This window comes from Aquiflexum balticum DSM 16537 (genome assembly GCF_900176595.1).
Taxonomy (GTDB): domain Bacteria; phylum Bacteroidota; class Bacteroidia; order Cytophagales; family Cyclobacteriaceae; genus Aquiflexum; species Aquiflexum balticum.
This window is the reverse complement of sequence record NZ_LT838813.1, coordinates 1,226,283-1,243,686: the sequence shown is the minus strand read 5'-3', so window position 1 is coordinate 1,243,686 and position 17,404 is coordinate 1,226,283. Positions and strand designations below refer to the sequence as shown.

Annotated in this window: 19 protein-coding genes; 10 read left to right on the top strand and 9 right to left on the bottom strand. The window is 39.2% G+C overall.

All coding sequences use genetic code 11. The features are described from left to right. Positions 1 to 25: 25 nt before the first annotated feature. The 3 genes from B9A52_RS05525 to B9A52_RS05515 all read right to left on the bottom strand — a co-directional run bounded on the left by B9A52_RS05525 (position 26) and on the right by B9A52_RS05515 (position 2,936). Entirely contained in the window at positions 26 to 235 is a 210-nt protein-coding gene (locus tag B9A52_RS05525) for a hypothetical protein (RefSeq protein WP_084119353.1), read from the bottom strand. Between the two features lie 74 nt (positions 236 to 309). Then, positions 310 to 1,833, bottom strand: a complete 1,524-nt coding sequence (locus B9A52_RS25835; RefSeq protein WP_084119352.1) for a magnesium chelatase — start codon at positions 1,831 to 1,833, stop codon at positions 310 to 312. Positions 1,834 to 1,835: 2 nt separating this feature from the next. Then, the gene (locus tag B9A52_RS05515; protein WP_084119351.1) at positions 1,836 to 2,936 is read right to left on the bottom strand and encodes a vWA domain-containing protein; all 1,101 of its coding nucleotides are present in this window, start codon (positions 2,934 to 2,936) and stop codon (positions 1,836 to 1,838) included. A gap of 65 nt (positions 2,937 to 3,001) precedes the next feature. Between B9A52_RS05515 and B9A52_RS05510 the strand changes: the two genes are divergently transcribed. Continuing rightward, the gene (locus tag B9A52_RS05510; protein ID WP_084119350.1) at positions 3,002 to 3,208 is read left to right on the top strand and encodes a hypothetical protein; all 207 of its coding nucleotides are present in this window, start codon (positions 3,002 to 3,004) and stop codon (positions 3,206 to 3,208) included. Then, positions 3,195 to 3,467, top strand: a complete 273-nt coding sequence (locus B9A52_RS05505; RefSeq protein WP_157370077.1) for an acylphosphatase — start codon at positions 3,195 to 3,197, stop codon at positions 3,465 to 3,467. The genes B9A52_RS05510 and B9A52_RS05505 overlap by 14 nt, the downstream gene beginning before the upstream one ends. A 56-nt stretch (positions 3,468 to 3,523) precedes the next feature. Here the strand turns inward: B9A52_RS05505 and B9A52_RS05500 are convergent, their stop codons facing one another. Then, a complete protein-coding gene (locus B9A52_RS05500) occupies positions 3,524 to 3,769 on the bottom strand; it encodes a Kazal-type serine protease inhibitor family protein (protein ID WP_084123406.1) in 246 nt (81 codons plus the stop codon). Positions 3,770 to 3,950: 181 nt separating this feature from the next. On the opposite strand from B9A52_RS05500, the gene B9A52_RS05495 reads away from it, so the two are divergent. The 4 genes from B9A52_RS05495 to prmC all read left to right on the top strand — a co-directional run bounded on the left by B9A52_RS05495 (position 3,951) and on the right by prmC (position 7,340). Beyond that, a complete protein-coding gene (locus tag B9A52_RS05495) occupies positions 3,951 to 5,708 on the top strand; it encodes a carbamoyltransferase family protein (RefSeq protein ID WP_084119349.1) in 1,758 nt (585 codons plus the stop codon). A 70-nt stretch (positions 5,709 to 5,778) separates the two neighbouring features. Beyond that, entirely contained in the window at positions 5,779 to 6,063 is a 285-nt protein-coding gene (locus B9A52_RS05490; RefSeq protein ID WP_084119348.1) for a hypothetical protein, read from the top strand. Between the two features lie 74 nt (positions 6,064 to 6,137). Then, positions 6,138 to 6,419 carry a magnesium citrate secondary transporter gene (locus tag B9A52_RS05485; RefSeq protein ID WP_231955500.1) on the top strand — a complete coding sequence of 94 codons (282 nt, stop codon included), beginning with the start codon at positions 6,138 to 6,140 and terminating at the stop codon, positions 6,417 to 6,419. Between the two features lie 75 nt (positions 6,420 to 6,494). Then, entirely contained in the window at positions 6,495 to 7,340 is an 846-nt protein-coding gene (gene prmC, locus B9A52_RS05480) for a peptide chain release factor N(5)-glutamine methyltransferase (protein ID WP_084119346.1), read from the top strand. Here prmC and B9A52_RS05475 read toward each other — a convergent pair. Next, a complete protein-coding gene (locus tag B9A52_RS05475; RefSeq protein ID WP_084119345.1) occupies positions 7,324 to 7,941 on the bottom strand; it encodes a thiamine pyrophosphokinase in 618 nt (205 codons plus the stop codon). The two genes, prmC and B9A52_RS05475, sit on opposite strands and share 17 nt — an antisense overlap. A gap of 211 nt (positions 7,942 to 8,152) precedes the next feature. Continuing rightward, complete coding sequence (locus B9A52_RS05470; RefSeq protein WP_084119344.1) at positions 8,153 to 9,085, bottom strand: hydrogen peroxide-inducible genes activator; 933 nt, start codon at positions 9,083 to 9,085, stop codon at positions 8,153 to 8,155. 105 nt (positions 9,086 to 9,190) lie between these two features. On the opposite strand from B9A52_RS05470, the gene B9A52_RS05465 reads away from it, so the two are divergent. Genes B9A52_RS05465 through B9A52_RS05455 form a run of 3 tightly spaced genes read left to right on the top strand, consistent with a single transcriptional unit; the run spans position 9,191 to position 12,962 of the window. After that, a complete protein-coding gene (locus B9A52_RS05465) occupies positions 9,191 to 10,258 on the top strand; it encodes a Fe(3+) ABC transporter substrate-binding protein (protein WP_084119343.1) in 1,068 nt (355 codons plus the stop codon). 9 nt (positions 10,259 to 10,267) lie between these two features. Then, positions 10,268 to 11,905, top strand: coding sequence for an ABC transporter permease (locus B9A52_RS05460; protein WP_084119342.1), 1,638 nt, complete (start codon positions 10,268 to 10,270; stop codon positions 11,903 to 11,905). A gap of 19 nt (positions 11,906 to 11,924) precedes the next feature. Further along, a complete protein-coding gene (locus B9A52_RS05455; RefSeq protein ID WP_084119341.1) occupies positions 11,925 to 12,962 on the top strand; it encodes an ABC transporter ATP-binding protein in 1,038 nt (345 codons plus the stop codon). Here the strand turns inward: B9A52_RS05455 and B9A52_RS05450 are convergent. The 3 genes from B9A52_RS05450 to rbsK are packed head-to-tail and all read right to left on the bottom strand — an operon-like array spanning position 12,959 to position 15,893. Continuing rightward, complete coding sequence (locus B9A52_RS05450; RefSeq protein ID WP_084119340.1) at positions 12,959 to 13,957, bottom strand: GRP family sugar transporter; 999 nt, start codon at positions 13,955 to 13,957, stop codon at positions 12,959 to 12,961. The genes B9A52_RS05455 and B9A52_RS05450 overlap by 4 nt on opposite strands. 3 nt (positions 13,958 to 13,960) lie before the next feature. After that, positions 13,961 to 14,956, bottom strand: coding sequence for a nucleoside hydrolase (locus B9A52_RS05445; RefSeq protein WP_084119339.1), 996 nt, complete (start codon positions 14,954 to 14,956; stop codon positions 13,961 to 13,963). A gap of 28 nt (positions 14,957 to 14,984) precedes the next feature. Beyond that, entirely contained in the window at positions 14,985 to 15,893 is a 909-nt protein-coding gene (gene rbsK, locus B9A52_RS05440; protein ID WP_084119338.1) for a ribokinase, read from the bottom strand. A gap of 194 nt (positions 15,894 to 16,087) precedes the next feature. Between rbsK and B9A52_RS05435 the strand changes: the two genes are divergently transcribed. Continuing rightward, positions 16,088 to 17,395, top strand: a complete 1,308-nt coding sequence (locus B9A52_RS05435) for a Gfo/Idh/MocA family protein (protein WP_084119337.1) — start codon at positions 16,088 to 16,090, stop codon at positions 17,393 to 17,395. Positions 17,396 to 17,404 lie beyond the last annotated feature (9 nt).

Sequence of the window (17,404 nt, the reverse complement as noted above, 5' to 3'; positions counted from 1 at the left end):
CGTTTTCTTTGATATTGACGTCATATCAGTTAGAAGGGTGCTCCCCACCTGTAGTATCTGATTTGGGATGCTCGTCACCACTTGATGGATGTTCTTCTCCTTCAGTCGGGTGTTCTGCCTGTTCTGTATCCTCAGAGGTTTTTTTGTTGCCACATGATGTTGTAGTGGTTGCGAACAAGAAACCTAAAGCAAAAACCAGTACAGCAAGGGATTTTAATTTTTTTCCGAAGTTCATAATTTAAAGGGATTATTAGTGGTTGGAATGATTATTAAGACCCTAAGTTAACCATATTTGATTAAATACCCACCCTATAAATCATCTTCGTCAAAATCATCTTCTTCCGGTGCCCCCATATCAAACATAGAACTAAAGAGATCTTTGAACTGCATTCCTGTGTCCAATAGTTTTTTACTCAGTTTGCTATATTCGGCAAGTCCATGTAGGGCAAACTCCATAAAGAATTCTTTCTCTTTTTCCGGAAGGTTTTTCAAAGTACCCGTGATTATATCCTCCAATCCGGGGACTTGATGCAAACTGCTTTTATATTCTTTATCACTTTGAGAGGCCAAAATATCCAAAGCATTTCCCTCTCCAAACCATGACAAAGGCAAAACATAGGGATTTCCTTCTTTCTCCTTTTTCTTTTGTTCTGGCGAAGGAAAAAGTTCTGAAAACAAAGTCCTCACTGCTTTTCCAATCAAAGTATAGGCTACCAATCCCGCACCTTCCTGTTCACCTTCATAAACCAACTCCACTTTCCCTGTAATTGCTGGAATCACACCAATTAAATCCGCTACTCTTACTACAGTATTCTCTTCATTGTTTCTATATAATCTTCTTTCAGCTGCAGAGATGAGGTTTTCATAAGCAGAAATTGTCAGTCGGGCAGAAACCCCGCTTTTTTCATCCACATATTCACTTTTCCTAGCCTCTATCGCAATCTGCTCGATCAAATCTTTCATCAGTTCCGGCACATGGATTTTGGACAGAGGTTTCCCCTCTAATTTTGCTTCTTGTTTGGTAATTCGCTTGCCAATTTCGATGTTTTTTGGGTAGTGGGTAATAATCTGACTTTCTATCCGGTCTTTCAATGGAGTTACAATACTGCCCCTGTTGGTATAATCTTCCGGATTAGCGGTGAACACAAATTGAATATCCAAAGCCAACCTTAATTTGAATCCACGGATTTGGATATCCCCTTCTTGAAGGATATTAAAAAGGGCAACTTGGATTCTGGCCTGCAGATCAGGTAATTCATTGATCACAAAAATGGATCGGTTGGATCTTGGAACAAGCCCATAATGAATGACTTTTTCATCATTGTAAGAAAGCTTCATTGTCGCAGCTTTGATAGGATCTACATCACCGATCAAATCAGCAACTGAAACATCCGGCGTAGCCAGTTTTTCGGTATATCTATCATTTCTATGCCACCATGAGATGGGCGTATGGTCCCCTTTTGAGGCAATCATTTCCTTTGAATAGGTTGAGATGGGATCCAAAGGATCATCATTGAGTTCTGAACCGGAAACTACCGGAATATATTCATCCAACAATTGCGTCATCAGTCTGGCTATTCTGGTTTTGGCTTGACCTCTTAGACCCAAAAGATTGATATTATGCCTCGAAAGAATAGCTCTTTCAATATCAGGAATAACCGTATCCTCATATCCCCAAATCCCTTCAAACACATTTTCCTTATTTTTGATTTTGCGAATGAGATTTAACCTTAATTCCTCCTTAATGGACTTTGGTTGATAACCTGAGGCTTTCAATTCCCCTAGCGTTACTATTTTCAATAATTCTTTTCCTGCTAATTTTTGGTAATCCATGTTTAAAATTTTTTGGTTCTGTTTCGTCTATAATCTTCAAAAATCAAATCTCCCAACCCTTTGAGACTGCTGTAATAGGCATTCCCATTATTCACCTTGGTGAATTCCTTCACAAACTCTTTGAGATAGGGGTCGGAAGCAATCATAAAGGTGGTAACGGGAATTTTCAGTTTTCGGCACTGCGCTGCGAGCTTAAGTGTCTCGCTGAGAATTTTACTGTCTATGCCAAAAGCATTTTTATAATATTTGATGCCTACTTTTAAACAGGTTGGTTTACCATCTGTAATCATGAAAATCTGCTTATTGGGATTTTTTCTTTTTCTCAATAGATCCATGGCCAATTCCAAACCTGCAACGGTATTGGTATGATATGGCCCTACTTGCAGGTAAGGCAAATCTTTGATTTCAATCTGCCAGGCATCATTGCCGAAAACAATGATATCCAAGGTGTCTTTTGGATATCGTGTTTTAATTAATTCAGCCAAAGCCATCGCAACTTTTTTGGCAGGAGTAATCCTGTCTTCCCCATACAAAATCATGGAATGGGAGATGTCAATCATCAAAACTGTGGAAGTCTGGGTCCTGAATTCATTTTCAATTACCTCCAGATCATCTTCAGTAAGCAGGTAATCGCCTCCAAAGCCATGATTAACTTGGGCGTTTCTAATGGAATCAGTCAAGGCAATCTGATCCAGATTGTCTCCAAAGTTGTATGGCCTACGATCTGTGCCTCTTTCGTCGCCTTGTCCTGATTGGGTTGTTTTGTGAAATCCACCTTTCCCTTTTTTCAATTTCCCGAAAATTTCCTCCAAGGCATTTTTCCTGATTGACTGCTCTGCTTTTCCCGTAATCTTAAATTCCCCTTTTTGGTTTTCTTCGGTTAAATACCCTTTGGTTTTGAGATCTTCAATAAAATCTCCTATCCCATAATTGGGGTTCGTCATATTGTAGCGCTTATCCAAATTGGTCAGCCAACTCAATGCCTCAGCCACATCTCCTCCGGTCATAGTGACCAATTGTAAGAAAATATTCAGCAAATTATCGAAGGTATTCTTCTCCGGATCATTCGGGGGAACATACTGTGTAAAACGAAATCCTTTCATAACAGCATCATAACATTAAGAGTCTGTTTGTAGTTTAATAATTATAAACAAAATATAAAACTGTCATGAAAAACTACTTATTTCCCATCTATTTGGTTACTGCGTTTCTGATCGTTTATGTAACCTCAATCCAAGCTAACTTAAATACTGGTTTAATTTTATTCATGTTTTCCATATCTCCTATTCCTATTTTATGGATGGTTTATAGGGTGCTTACTGCAGATGTGGAAGTGACAAGTACCTTTGAAGATAAATGGTATGAAGATCAATAAGCAGATCAAAATCAATGGAAAAGTTCAGGGTGTTTTTTTTCGAAAGAGTACCTTGGAAAAAGCCATAACCCTTGGGATCAATGGCTGGGTAAGAAATGAATCAGATGGTTCTGTATTGGTAGAAATGGAAGGCAATCCTTCTGCAATTGCAGAAATGGAAAATTGGCTAGGAATAGGGCCTCCCTTGGCCAAAGTTGACTTCTTGGAAATTACTGAAGGAAATGAAAAAGGTCATCAGCAGTTCTTGATTATTAATTAAAATTCTTCGAGTCCTTTGATCTTAAAATTTTTCAATATTCTCTTTATTTTAATCAATCATTTACATTCCCCTTTTTCAAAAGACAAAACACCTTTATTGATAGCGATGCAATCATTTGAATAGGTTTTCCCATCGCAGCCACAAACAGGATCATGGATCATATAACATACTGCATCAGGATTTATTTTGGAAGAATCAATACATCCATCATTAGACAATTCCTTGGAATTGATATCATTACACTGAAATGCAAGGATAAATATGGATGAAAATGTCGCTGCTAAAATTGAAATCTTTCTCATATATATATTTTTGATTGGTACTATCAATACGTTCAAAACCATAAAAACGCTACAAATACCTAGTAAAAAACAGAACATTTATTTTTACAAATAAACATAGAATAATCAAATTTAATTTTTAATTTTCGACCTATTTGTCTCGCAAAAACGTATATCGCCCCATATACCCAACCAATTTATTATGATTATTTTAGGATTGAATTACTATTTCCACGACTCTACTGCCTGTATCATTGTTGACGGGCAACTCATTGCAGCTATTGAAGAAGAGCGTCTCAACAGAGACAAACATACCAAACAATTTCCTGAAATGGCCATAGATAGATGCCTAAAGATGGCTAATCTTACCTTGAAGGATATCGATCATATTGCTGTCTCCATCAAACCAAACCATAATTTAGGGAAGAAATTCCGGTATATCATAAGTCACCCAAAGAGTGCAAGGTATCTGCTGAGTTATGAAATAAGACATCCTTATAGAAAACAAAAAGGTTTTTGGAAGTGGTATAACTCAAGCTATGGATCAAAAAAGACGGGGCCAAAAATTCATTTTATTCCCCATCATCTTACACACGGTCCAGGTTCCTTCTTTGTTTCTCCCTACAAAGAGGCCGCCATCTTAGGAATTGATGGTTCCGGCGAATGGGCCACTGCCATGTTGGGATTTGGGAAAGACAATCACATCGATTGCTTTCATGAAAGTTTCTTTCCGCATTCATTGGGATCCTTTTATGAGGCAGTCACCCAATTTTGTGGATTTATTACCAATTACGATGAGGGAAAAACCATGGGGCTTGCGCCAATGGGAGATCCTGAAGTTTTCAAAAAAGAAGTAGAAAAGATTGTCCGCATTGACAAAAATGGTGGTATCCATATAGATTTAAGCTACTTCAATTACCAGCATATGAATTATAAAGGGATTTCCCATTTATCCCCTAAGTTCATTGAGATTTTTGGTGAACCAAGAAAACGTGGCGGCGAATTCAAAAAACACCATATGGATGTTGCAGCAGCATTTCAACGCGTGTTGGAAGACAGGGTGCTGGAAATCTGTGATATACTCTATGAAAAAACCAAAACCGATTACCTTGTAATCTCAGGCGGGGTTTCCTTGAACAGTGTCATGAATGGGCGGATTGTCCGTGAAAGTAAATTCAAGGATGTCTATGTAATGCCTGCTGCAGGAGATAATGGAACCGCTATTGGTGCGGCCTATTACCTTTATAATGGTATCCTCAAAAATCCCAGAAATTTTGTTCATTCCAATCCCTATGTGGGAACTTCCTACAGCAATGAGGAAATAGAAAAAGTACTTATAGCTTGCAAACTTACTTATACCTTTCACGAAGATATTTGTGAAACAGCAGCAACTCTTTTGGAAAGTGGTAAAATCATCGGTTGGTTTCAGGACAAAATGGAGATTGGTCCACGGGCTTTGGGGAGTAGGAGTATACTTGCCAATCCTGCTTTTCCGGATATGAAAGATAAAATCAATTCGGAGGTCAAATTCAGAGAAGCCTATAGGCCATTTGCGCCATCAGCTATTGTGGAAGCCAAGGACCTGTTTTTTGATTTGGAAGTGGAAGCGCCTTTTATGCTTAAAGTCTGTAATGTGCTTAAAGAGCAACAGATGGTTATCCCTGCAGTTACCCACGTAGATGGGAGTGCAAGATTGCAAACGGTTAGAAAAGAACTGCATCCAAGGTATTATGATGTCATCAAAAAACTTGGAGATAAAACAGGAGTACCCGTTGTCTTGAATACAAGTTTCAACATACAGGGAGAACCTGTTGTAGAATCTCCTAAGGATGCTATCCGCTGTTTCTTTTCTACCGGGCTTGATGCCTTGGCAATAGGTAATTTTTTACTTGTAAAGAAAACTGCACAAGAAAAAATCCTTGATAAAAAACAAAATGAAGCTGTCTTTGCCAGCAAGTAAGATGGAGTTTAAAGGAACAAAATTTTCCTAAATCATTCGGTTATTGCATTTGTATCTCTATTTTTATACTATGGGAGAGAAAAAGTGCCCCCATTGTGGGAAATGGTCCAAATGGAAAACAAACATCAATGATAAATGTGAATTTTGCGGAAATTACCTGTCAAGCCGTGATTTGGAATACCATGAAAACCGCCAAAAAGACATACAGGCTAACAAAGAACAGTGGATTTTTTATATAAAAGAAACTGACAGCAAGTTCATAGCCGACTTAAAGAAGGTCGGAAACTTTTTTTATACTATTTATATGGCCATTATCACTTTTCTCGCAGCTTTGATAGCAGCACTTCCAGGGTGATGTCGGTTTTGCGAAATCCTTTATTTCTATCGGCCTGTTTGGTCTTTTGGCTCAATCAATTCCTTGAAAAAATATTGGGGATTTACATTCCAATTGCACACGCTTATTTAGATGACTTATTGGCAATGCCTGTAGTATTGGGAATTACTTTGCAGGTTTATAGATGGATTCATCCATTGAGGGAGAATTTTACTTTCAGTAAAGCCCAGGTAGTGGTTGGTTGGGTATATTTTTCTTTTCTCTTCGAATTCCTTTTGCCCCGATGGTCTACAACCTATACTGCAGATCTATGGGATGTTTTTTGCTATGGAATCGGCGCGATAATTTTTTACAAGCTGATCAACATAAAAAGCTGATTGGAAACCAATGCGACCAATTTAATCTTTAACTTAATGTATACCTTTGAATAAATAGACAATTATTCTCTGTGCATGAACCTTACAGCATTGTTTCAATCTTTTTCTTCGCGGCTTCAGACAATTTATTCCAAACAGGAATCAGAATCTCTTGTTCTTTGGCTTTTTGAAGAGTACTTGGGAAAGAACAGAATAGATCTATTCAGTAATAATGTTGTGGAATCAATTCCGATAGAACTCGAAAATGCCTTGAAGGAACTGCTTAAAGGAAAACCGATTCAATATGTCACCGGTAAAGCACCATTTTATGGCAGAGAATTTTTGGTAAACTCCAATGTGTTGATTCCAAGAAATGAAACCGAGGAGCTTGTGCATTTGATCATCAAGGAAAACAAAAATTCCGGGTTGCGGATTTTGGATATTGGGACAGGCTCGGGTTGTATTCCCATTACTTTGGCCATGGAATTAAACGACGCTGAAGTTTTTGGTCTGGACATCAGCGATAAAGCACTTTCAGTGGCTTCCAGGAATGCCATTTCACTGGATGCTGAGGTTGTTTTCCAAAAATGTGATATTCTAAACGAGGAAATACCACTCAAGCATTTGGATATCATTGTCAGCAATCCGCCCTATGTGAAGATATCTGAGAAAGAAATGATGCATGAAAATGTGTTGAAACATGAACCTCATTTGGCACTCTTTGTAGATGATGATGATCCGCTGTTGTTTTATAAGCATATAGGCAAAAAAGCGAAAAAAGTTTTAAAACCTTATGGAAGACTATATTTTGAAATCAATGAAGCTTTGGGAAACGAAACTGTTGATATTTTAACTGAATACGGATACACTGAAGTAAAGATTCTCGAGGATCTAAATGGGAAAAATAGGATGGTAAGGGCTACGTTCAATCCTGATTCATAATTTCCCCAACCCAAAAAATCTCTTTTGATTTAAAGATGCTTGTTCCTTCAGGAATTTCAAGAACTGTAGCATGTCTGATTTCAATGATGTTGGAATCATCAGGAGTCTTGACTTCGATCAGTGTCCCCTCAGGTGCATGTAATTGAACGGAACTGGCAGGAAACCACTTTTTGAATTCCCCTTTTTTTATCGGAAAATACCTGGTCGGCCCATCCCAAACTACAATATCCAAAAATTCAAGTATTCCTTCCAGTCCAAAGACCTTTTGGTGATCAAACCCGATGATATTTACGGCAGAATGCTTGGAGGCAATCAGATACTGCAAGCCCTCATCAAGAAAATTTCCATCCTGAACTCCCAAAAATTTGACTGGATACTGCTCCTCCAGCAGATGGAAATGCTGTTGCTGAAAATCCATTTCAGCCAGAATGATATCGATTTTAATTCCCCAGGATATTACGGTGAAAACCTCCTCTTGCGCTACCAAAACCGTCGGAACCCATTCCAATAAAGCTGCGACAGCATCAAAACTGATACCTGCTGCATTCAGGATGATTAAAGCCGGTTCTTGCTGTTCTTTGACAAAATGATGAGAGGACATTATTTTTTTAGATTGTAGATTGTAGATTTTAAAATTGGAAGAACTTGTCCACCATGGAAGATTGGAAAATTACAAAATTTTCTTAGACGAAACGGAAGTACAAATTTATCAGATTATGTAACCGCTTTTAAATCTAGCCTCTTGTTTCTTGTTTCTTGTCTCTTGGTTTTTGTCTCTCGCCTCTAATCTCTCGCTTCTACTTCCAACTTCATCACTTAAACCTCACTATTTTTCCATGTGATTTGGAAGTCATTTCCTGAGGGACAGCAGCACAGATTTCATTATAGAGCAATTCAACCAATTTCTTTTTTAAAAAATTTCTGGTAAGTACAATACTTACTTCCCTTGTAGGTTCCTCTCCAGTGAATTTTCTCAGTCGCTGCTTTTCCTCCTCGTTCAGAGAAAATGTGGATAACTCCGGAAGCAAAGTGATTCCTTTATATTGATTGACCATGTTTTTTAATCCTTCCAAAGATCCGCTTTCATAATGAAAATTCATCCTTTGGAATTTGGTTTGATTGCAGAGATTAAAAACCTGATCTCTGAAACAATGGCCTTGCTGAAGCATCCACATGTCATCTGATTCCAAATCCTGCACATTTAATTTGTCTTTTTTGAGGAGTTGATGATCTTTTGAGAGGTAAGCATAGAATTTTTCATAAAACATCGGCTTTTCCACAATCCCGGGTTCATCCAATGGAGTCACTACAACACCCAAATCCAATTCATCATTTTTTAGTTTTCTCAGGATTTCTTCTGTGACGGTTTCCTCTACTTGCAGCTTGACCTTGGGGTATTTTTCCAAAAAGCCTTTGATAAAGCGATGCAACAGATAAGGGGCAAGTGTGGGAATTATCCCCAATTTGATTACTCCACTGACATCGCCTTTCAGCTGTAACAACAACTCATATATTCCTTTGCTCTCAGAAACTACCCTTTTGGCATGTTCAATTACCTGCACGCCTATCTCTGTGGGAATCACGGGCATTTTGGATCTATCGAAAAGAATTACCTCCAGTTCCTTTTCCAATTTACTGACTTGTGCGCTAAGGGTAGGCTGTGTCACAAAACAGGATTCTGCTGCATGGCCAAAATGCCTGTGTTTGTCCACGGCAATGATGTATTCGAGTTGCTGAATCGTCATAATTTTAATTTATAATGACACCTAAAGTTTCCAAAAATCTCTTGTTGCTTCAAGGCTCTCAAATATAAAAATCTTTTTTCTTTTTATTTAGATTTGATTTAAATAATGATTAATTTTGCCCTGTCAACTATTTATATTATGCTAAAAAATATTCTCAAATCAACTTTAATCGCCTCTTTCGGGGCAATTTTGTTTTCATGCGGTTCCGGCACAGAAAAGCAGGAAGAGGTCAATGTCTATACACATCGGCATTATGAAGCAGACCAAAAGCTATTTGACATGTTTACCGAAAAAACAGGCATCAAAGTGAATGTCGTTTCGGCTTCAGCAGATGAACTGATACAAAAACTGGAACTGGAGGGGGTAAATTCTCCGGCAGATGTCCTTATCACTGTGGATGCAGGAAGATTACACCGGGCTGAAGAAAAAGACCTTTTACAATCTGTAAATTCTGAAAATTTGAATGCAAATATTCCTGCCAAATTCAGGGATCCTGAAGGTTTTTGGTTTGGTCTAACATACCGAGCAAGGATAATCGCTTACAGCAAAGAAAGAGTAAATCCTGAAGAACTGAGCAGTTATGAAGCCCTGACTGAACCACAATGGAAAGGTAGAGTACTTACCCGAAGTTCTGAAAACATCTATAACCAATCTCTTTTAGCTTCCATTATTGCACATCATGGTAAAGAAGGTGCAGAACAATGGGCTGCGGGATTGTTGGAAAATATGGCAAGAGCCCCCAAAGGCAGTGACAGAGATCAGGTTAAAGCTGTTGCTTCCGGTGAAGGTGATGTAGCTATTGTAAATACTTACTATATCGGTATCATGCTCAATGATGCCAATGAAGAAGAAAGAAAAGCTGCTGACAAAATCTCCATTTTCTTCCCCAACCAATCTGATAGAGGAACACACATCAATATATCGGGTGCTGCTGTGACAAAGTATGCTCCTAATAAAGAAAATGCTATCAAATTGATAGAATTTCTTTCCAATGAAGAAGCCCAAGGGCTTTTGTCCAATATCAATTTTGAATATCCCGTAAATCCCAAAGTTGAATTTTCAGAAATGTTGAAAAGTTGGGGATCTTTTAAAGCTGACGATCTCAACTTGTCAGTTCTGGGAGACAACAACAACGATGCCGTCATGATTTTTGACAAAGTGGGCTGGAAATAAATTACCGTTTTGAACATTTTAAAAAGAAATTATTTCTGGTGGAATAAATGGACTGGCTACTCGCTGCTGATACTGCTGCTGGTAGCCACTCCTTTATTTACCATTTTTATCAAACTTTTTGATAGTCCTGGCGGAAGTTGGTCACATATTGCCAATAATCTGCTAGTGGGCTATTTTCAGAATACCATCCTTTTGCTTTTAGGAGTTGCTTTAATGACATTCCTGCTAGGGGTCAGTACAGCTTGGTTGGTATCCAATTATGAATTTCCGGGAAGAAAATATTTTGAATGGCTGTTGATTTTGCCCTTGGGGTTTCCGGGATATATTATGGCATATACTTATGTCGGCTTATTGGGTTATACAGGACCTATTCAGGTTTTTTTCAGAAACAACTTTGATGTACAGGTAAAAGGCAGCTTGATAGATATTATGAATCTTCCAGGTGCAATTTTTATTTTATCGATTACACTGTTTCCTTATGTCTTTCTGATAACCCGATCATCTTTCCTGCAGCAATCCAAAACTTTCCAAGAGGCATCATTTTTATTGGGAGTCAATCGATTCAAAACTTTTTTTAAAGTTGCTTTACCCATGGCCCGGCCAGCTATTGTCGCCGGGATTGCGCTGGCATCCATGGAAGTATTGAATGATTATGGTACCGTCAAATATTTTGGGGTCAACACGTTTACCACGGGAATCTTCAGGGCGTGGTTTTCAATGGGGGACGCATCCACAGCAATCTATCTGGCAGCCATCTTGATGGTTTTTGTTTTTGTGATCCTTTATCTCGAGTCTCTGCAACGTGGTAACCGACAATATTCCTCTGTCAATGGAATACAGAAGCCAACAGCCCGGGTCCATCCCACATTGGGCAAAAAAATTTTATACTCAAGTATTTGTTCATCCATATTCCTGTTAAGTTTTCTTTTTCCATTTCTTCAACTTTTACAGTGGGTCAGCATGACTTACACTAAAGTGGTAAATCAGGACTTCTTATTGTTGATCTATCGAAGTTTTGGATTGGCTGCTTTAAGTGGAATTTTTATTGTTATACTTTCTATTGTATTGCTGTACACATTGAGATTAAGTCCATTTAAATGGGTTAAAAATATTACCAAGATTGCAACTTTGGGCTATGCTATTCCAGGTGCGGTGATTGCTGTAGGCGTGATGATTCCATTTATTTCCTTGGACAAATGGATTTATGGTACTTTGTTCACTTCTCAGGTTGCGGGACTGTTTTTCTCGGGGACATTGTTTGCTTTGGTATTTGCTTACATTGTAAGGTTTATGGCTGTAGGCTATAATCCTGTAGAAGCTGGTTTTCAAAAAATCGGCATCCATGTCAATGAAGCCAGTAGGCTGCTTGGCGTAAGAAGTACCAAGACACTATGGAAAATTGACCTGCCATTGATCAAAACAAGTTTGGTATCAGGCATATTGCTGGTATTTGTAGATGTATTAAAAGAATTACCCTTAACTTTGATCCTTCGTCCGTTCAATTACCAAACTTTGGCCACCAAGGCCTTTGACATGGCCACCAACGAGATGATTGCTGAATCAGCCAATGCCGCCCTGATTATCATTCTGACAGGAATCATTCCTATCATATTCCTGAACAGATTGATCAAAAAACGAGAACTTTAGAGAACGCTTTATAAACCGGATGAGGATTTTATCACTCCAACACATCAATAAAAAATATAACAAAGCAGATGAGTTTGCTGTCAATGACGTTTCTTTTGATGTAGAGGAAGGAGAGATACTTGCCTTGGTAGGAGAGAGCGGTTCTGGAAAAACCACATTGCTAAGACTAATCGCCGGGTTGGAACATCCGGACTCGGGTTCAATTTCCCTTTTGGGACAGACCATTGTGGAAGGTGTCAGATCAGTCCCCGCCCATGAAAGGCAAGTCGGGATGGTTTTCCAGGATTATGCCCTGTTTCCACATCTGACAATCCTTGAAAATGTTAAATTCGGATTGAAAAAGGCCAAAGGAAATCCGGAACAAATCGCCTTGGAAACACTCAAATTAGTAGGTTTAAAGGAAGATTTTTCAAAATATCCACACCAACTTTCCGGTGGTCAGCAGCAACGTGTGGCTTTGGCAAGGGCAATTGCCCCCAATCCCAAAATCCTATTGATGGATGAACCTTTCAGTAATCTTGATGCCTTGCTCAAAGATCAGGTAAGGGAAGAAATCCGTCAGATTATCAAAAAGACAGGCATTACTGCGATTTTTGTAACGCATGATACTAAGGATGCACTTTCTACAGCTGACAGGATTGCCATACTGCACAAGGGATATCTTCAGCAAATAGATATTCCAAAAAATCTGTACGAAAATCCCGTAAATCCCTACGTGGCAAATTTTTTTGGTAAAAGAAACGAGATATTGGCCACGCCCACTGAAGAAGGGTATTATACAACTTTTGGCTTTATTGCAGACCCTGAGGCAAAAAAATTCACAGGCAAAGTCCTTTTGCACTTCCGTCCCGAGCATGGAGAGGTTGTCCAAAGAGACGGCCAACAATTGACCGGAAAAATTGTAAAGATTTCCTACTTCGGCAGTCATCAAATGGTAAAATTGGCGGATGATGAAGGAAAGCGTGTCATCATCCGAACCAATCCCGGAAGATCCTTTGAAGGACTGGAAAGAGCTAATTTTTACCTTTGGAAATACGAGGTGGAAGAAGCTTTCTAAACCCCCGCGTAAACAATCAACCCCAATCCCAAAACAAACAACAAAAACATCCCACCTATAAGCCAATGGGTATCTTTGGGAGCATTTTTAAACTCCTTCCATATAAACACACCCCAAAAGGCAGCAATCATCGTGGCACCTTGACCCAAGCCGTAGGAGATAGCAGGTCCGGCCTTTTCTGCAGCAAGGATACTGAATGACATTCCAACACACCAAATGATCCCTCCCAAAATTCCAACAAAGTGAACCCAGGGTTTTCCGGCAAAATAATCTGCTCCAGATAATGGATTTCCTTCTATAGGTTTTTTCATCAAAATGGTATTGAAAATAAAATTGCTTAAAAGTATCCCGACAGAAAATACAAAGACAGCGCCATAAGGAGTGAATTTTCCTCCCTCCGGATTGGAAAAGTCCAAGGACATAGACTGGGCAACAAAGAAGTAAAAAAATGACATCAGAAAACCTCCTACCAAAGCCAAGGCCAATCCCACTCTGGGATTTTTTTGATTGGTTTTTGCAAGTTTTTGGTAGGCCAAGGCATCAAAAATGATAGCCAATGCTACTAAAGCCACACCAATAAACAGTAAAATCGGATCTCCTTTTTGAGTTGATATATAATTCACCAGTACCCCGAGCACCAATGCCAAGCCAATACCCACAGGAAAAGCCACTGACATCCCCGCATAGGAAATAGCGGCTACGATGAGAATATTTGCCAAGTTGAAAACCACTCCCCCAATAAAGGCCAAAGCATAACTTTTGCTGCTCGCCTGAAACAGATCTTCTGAAAAACTCCTGCCATATTCTCCATTACTTCCAAGGGTATATCCAAAAATCAATGCCAACACCACAATCCCGATCACATAATCCCAGTAAAAAAGTTCAAACCTCCAATTGCTTCCAGCGAGTTTTTGGGTATTGGCCCAAGAACCCCAACATAACATGGTTATAACACAGAAAAGAACAGCCAAAGAATAGGATTCGATGATATACATGGCTTAAAGTTTGGGTTGGACATTTTGGTAATTGGATAAGGAATGATAAAAATCATGGATGATGGCATCCCTGTTAAAATTCTCCCAAAGGGTTATTTTTCTTGGATTTTCCGGCCTTTCCACCCATTGATTGTCGATCAAAATCGGTGCAGGAATTTCCCTAACTTCTCCCCAATTGGGATTCTTCAAGATAGCAACCGCCACCAAATCAAATAAAGCCCTGGAAGGTGGGTCACCATGATACTCAATGTGCTCAAATAAACTCACTGCATAATCCCCAAAAGTTGAAAACTCTCCTCCATGCCTTCCTCTGATGGGCTTTGTTGTTTTTGGTCCCATTCCGGGCATTCGGGTATTGATTTCTTCCTGGGTCACTCTGACTGCATCCGTGCCCGAAGCTTCTCCATACCGCACCGTCACCATTTCGAAAGGTACTTTTGTGTTCAAAATAAAATTCATGGATACCGTATCATTATCCTGATTGTATTCACCTGGCTTTGGATAATTTGATCCCAACCATACCACCCTCATTTTTGAAGCAATAGATGGATCTTTTTTCAAGGCCAAGGCAATATTGGTCAATTTGCCCACAGCCAATACCACCAAATCATTTCCTTCATTGGCTTCTTTGACAATAAAATCAACCGCAGCTTTCCCATCATAATTTTCATCATTCAGGGTTGAACTTATTTCCTCAAAAGAAGCATCTGCCCCTTTTAACAATGGGACTTTATCAAAAGAAACTGCCAATTCCATGATTCTTTGAGCTTCGTCATAATGTTCCTGAATACCTCCACCGCTTTTTGTTGCATTGACAGTCACTCCTTCCACATCAAAGCTTTTTCCATTCGCCAAAAGATACATGAGTGCAAATTGATCATCCAATTCATTATTGGCATCGGTATCAAAAATTATCCTGACATTGTCCGGTTGACCACAGGAAAAAAGTACGGTGCAAATTGTTATCAATAAAATCAGGCTGGAAATATTATTTTTCATGATTTATGGGATTTTGGTTATTCATAAGTTAAGACAAATCCTTCAAGTAGGGGATAGAACTTTGCGCACCCATTTTGGTAACAGAAATCGTAGCTGCTTTTAAAGCAAATTCAACCGCCTCTTTCATTCCTCCACCTTTGACCAAAGCCACTGCCAAAGCACCATTGAATGTATCCCCTGCCGCTGTGCTATCCAATGCGATCACTTTCTTGGTCGGAATTATTCCTTTGAATTCCCTGGTATGTACATATGCCCCTGCCGCACCCATGGTGACGATTACATTTTCCACTCCTTTTGCCATAAGCATCTCAGAAGCTTCAAAGGCAGTATGTTTATCAAATACCTTGACCCCTGTTAATTGTTCAGCTTCAGTCTCATTGGGGGTAATTAAAAAGAGAAATGGGAATATTTCCGGCTGAAGAATGGCAGCTGGGGCTGGATTTAAAATGATTTTCTTTCCAAGGTCAAATGCCATTTTGCATGCTTCAAATACCACAGAAAGTTGGATTTCCAATTGAATCAAAATCATATCTGCTGCTTCAAAACTATCTTTTGCCTTGTATAAATCATCAACAGAAAGGGTCTCATTTGCTCCCGGAGCAACAATGATGGTATTCTCTCCGGACTTATCCACAGTTATCAAGGCAACTCCTGAAGGTTTGTTGGGATTCAGTTTGATCAAAGAAATATTGATTCCTTCCTTTCGATAATTTTCCAAATTCCGGGCACCGAATACATCTTCACCCAATTGTGCCAAAAAACCAACCTCCCCACCCAATCTTGCAGCAGCTACAGCCTGATTGGCACCCTTACCTCCGGGGATCAAAGAAAAATTTCCTCCTATGATAGTTTCTCCTGGTACCGGAAAATGATCTGTTTTGATTACCATATCCATATTGGCACTACCAATGACAAGAATTTTGGGTTTATCCTTCATTACCTTACAAATAAAGATTAGGGCCTTTCATAAAACTAAAGAGAGTGGAAGAAGACATTTACGAATTTTAATTTTTATCAAAGATCAAATTAGATTATTATTATACTGAACTTATTCAAAAGTTACAAATAATCAACCACATTGACGCTTCATCGTTGGAATAATATCAGCAATAAACCTAAATCCATATAAGTATGAAAAAGAACTTTTTTTCTAGAAGAAAATTTCTGGGGACCACTATTCTCAGTGCTACAGGACTTTCATTTTTACCCAAAACGGCTTATGCAAAAAATCCTTTTTTTCCGATTTCTGAAGATATTCATCAAATCCGTCTTGGTTTTATCGGATTAGGACGGCAAGCGATGGGAATACTGAACGGCATGATGCGCATTCCCGGGGTGGAGGTATTGGCCGGTGCGGATGTCTATGAAATAAAAAGAGATAGATTCAGTTTACGGGTAGAAAAAATAAGCAATGAACTTGGTAAGCCCAGCCCAAAAATTGATGTTTATAAAGATTACAAAGATCTTCTGGCAAGACAGGACATCGATGCTGTAGTTATTGCCTCCCCGGACCATTGGCATGCACTGATGGCAATTGATGCCTGCAAGGCAGGAAAAGATGTCTATTTGGAAAAACCCCTGACCCTCACCATCAAGGAAGGTCAAGAACTCCTAAAAGCTGTACGAAGTAATGGAATTGTCTTGGCTGTAGGAAGCCAACAGCGCTCAGATCTCAACTTTCAGCATGCTGCGCGAATGGTACAAAAAGGCAGACTTGGTAAAATCAATCAGGTATTGGTCCATGTGGGTCAACCCGAACATCCAACACCTTATGACTTAGAAGCACAGCCTATTCCAAATGGTCTGGATTGGGACGCTTGGTTGGGGCCACTTCCAAAAATGCATTTCAATGAAAATCTCAATCCACCAATTTCCTTGAAACCAGAAGAAAACGAGAAACTATGGGCTGCTTGGAGGAAATTCAGTGAAACGGGCGGCGGCTTCATGACAGATTGGGGGGCACATATGTTTGATATTGCCCAATGGGGTTTGGGAATGGACAGAAACGGACCTGTAAAAGTAATTCCTAAAAATGCCGGAAATCCATTGAAATACCTTTATGAAAATGGAACAGAAATGATTGTTGGGCCCTTTGATGAGGGACGCCAAGGTGTTAAATTTATAGGAGAAAAAGGTTGGATAAAGGTTTCGAGAGGGAATTTCGATTCCTCGGATGCAAGTCTAAAACCCACCATGGAACGTCCAAATTTAGGATATCCACCCCACTATTGGGATTTTATCGATTCGGTTGTGAAAAGAAAAGATCCAATTGTACCGGTAGAAATCGGTCACAGTACATGTGTGGTCTGTACAATCGGAAACATTGCCAATGAACTCGGTAGACCCTTGGATTGGGATCCTGTCAACCAAATTTTCCCAAATGACTGGGAAGCAGCTGCGAAATTGCATTATAACTACGAAAACGGATACAAACTCTAAACAAGATGA

Coding starts and splice junctions, on each gene's coding strand:
- B9A52_RS25835 (WP_084119352.1), bottom strand. CDS start 1,833: ATGGATTACCAAAAATTAGCAGGAAAAGAATTATTGAAAATAGTAACG.
- B9A52_RS05435 (WP_084119337.1), top strand. CDS start 16,088: ATGAAAAAGAACTTTTTTTCTAGAAGAAAATTTCTGGGGACCACTATT.
- B9A52_RS05510 (WP_084119350.1), top strand. CDS start 3,002: ATGAAAAACTACTTATTTCCCATCTATTTGGTTACTGCGTTTCTGATC.
- B9A52_RS05455 (WP_084119341.1), top strand. CDS start 11,925: ATGAGGATTTTATCACTCCAACACATCAATAAAAAATATAACAAAGCA.
- B9A52_RS05515 (WP_084119351.1), bottom strand. CDS start 2,936: ATGAAAGGATTTCGTTTTACACAGTATGTTCCCCCGAATGATCCGGAG.
- B9A52_RS05475 (WP_084119345.1), bottom strand. CDS start 7,941: ATGTCCTCTCATCATTTTGTCAAAGAACAGCAAGAACCGGCTTTAATC.
- B9A52_RS05470 (WP_084119344.1), bottom strand. CDS start 9,085: ATGACGATTCAGCAACTCGAATACATCATTGCCGTGGACAAACACAGG.
- B9A52_RS05505 (WP_157370077.1), top strand. CDS start 3,195: ATGAAGATCAATAAGCAGATCAAAATCAATGGAAAAGTTCAGGGTGTT.
- B9A52_RS05495 (WP_084119349.1), top strand. CDS start 3,951: ATGATTATTTTAGGATTGAATTACTATTTCCACGACTCTACTGCCTGT.
- prmC (WP_084119346.1), top strand. CDS start 6,495: ATGAACCTTACAGCATTGTTTCAATCTTTTTCTTCGCGGCTTCAGACA.
- B9A52_RS05445 (WP_084119339.1), bottom strand. CDS start 14,956: ATGAAAAATAATATTTCCAGCCTGATTTTATTGATAACAATTTGCACC.
- B9A52_RS05500 (WP_084123406.1), bottom strand. CDS start 3,769: ATGAGAAAGATTTCAATTTTAGCAGCGACATTTTCATCCATATTTATC.
- B9A52_RS05450 (WP_084119340.1), bottom strand. CDS start 13,957: ATGTATATCATCGAATCCTATTCTTTGGCTGTTCTTTTCTGTGTTATA.
- B9A52_RS05465 (WP_084119343.1), top strand. CDS start 9,191: ATGATTAATTTTGCCCTGTCAACTATTTATATTATGCTAAAAAATATT.
- B9A52_RS05490 (WP_084119348.1), top strand. CDS start 5,779: ATGGGAGAGAAAAAGTGCCCCCATTGTGGGAAATGGTCCAAATGGAAA.
- rbsK (WP_084119338.1), bottom strand. CDS start 15,893: ATGAAGGATAAACCCAAAATTCTTGTCATTGGTAGTGCCAATATGGAT.
- B9A52_RS05525 (WP_084119353.1), bottom strand. CDS start 235: ATGAACTTCGGAAAAAAATTAAAATCCCTTGCTGTACTGGTTTTTGCT.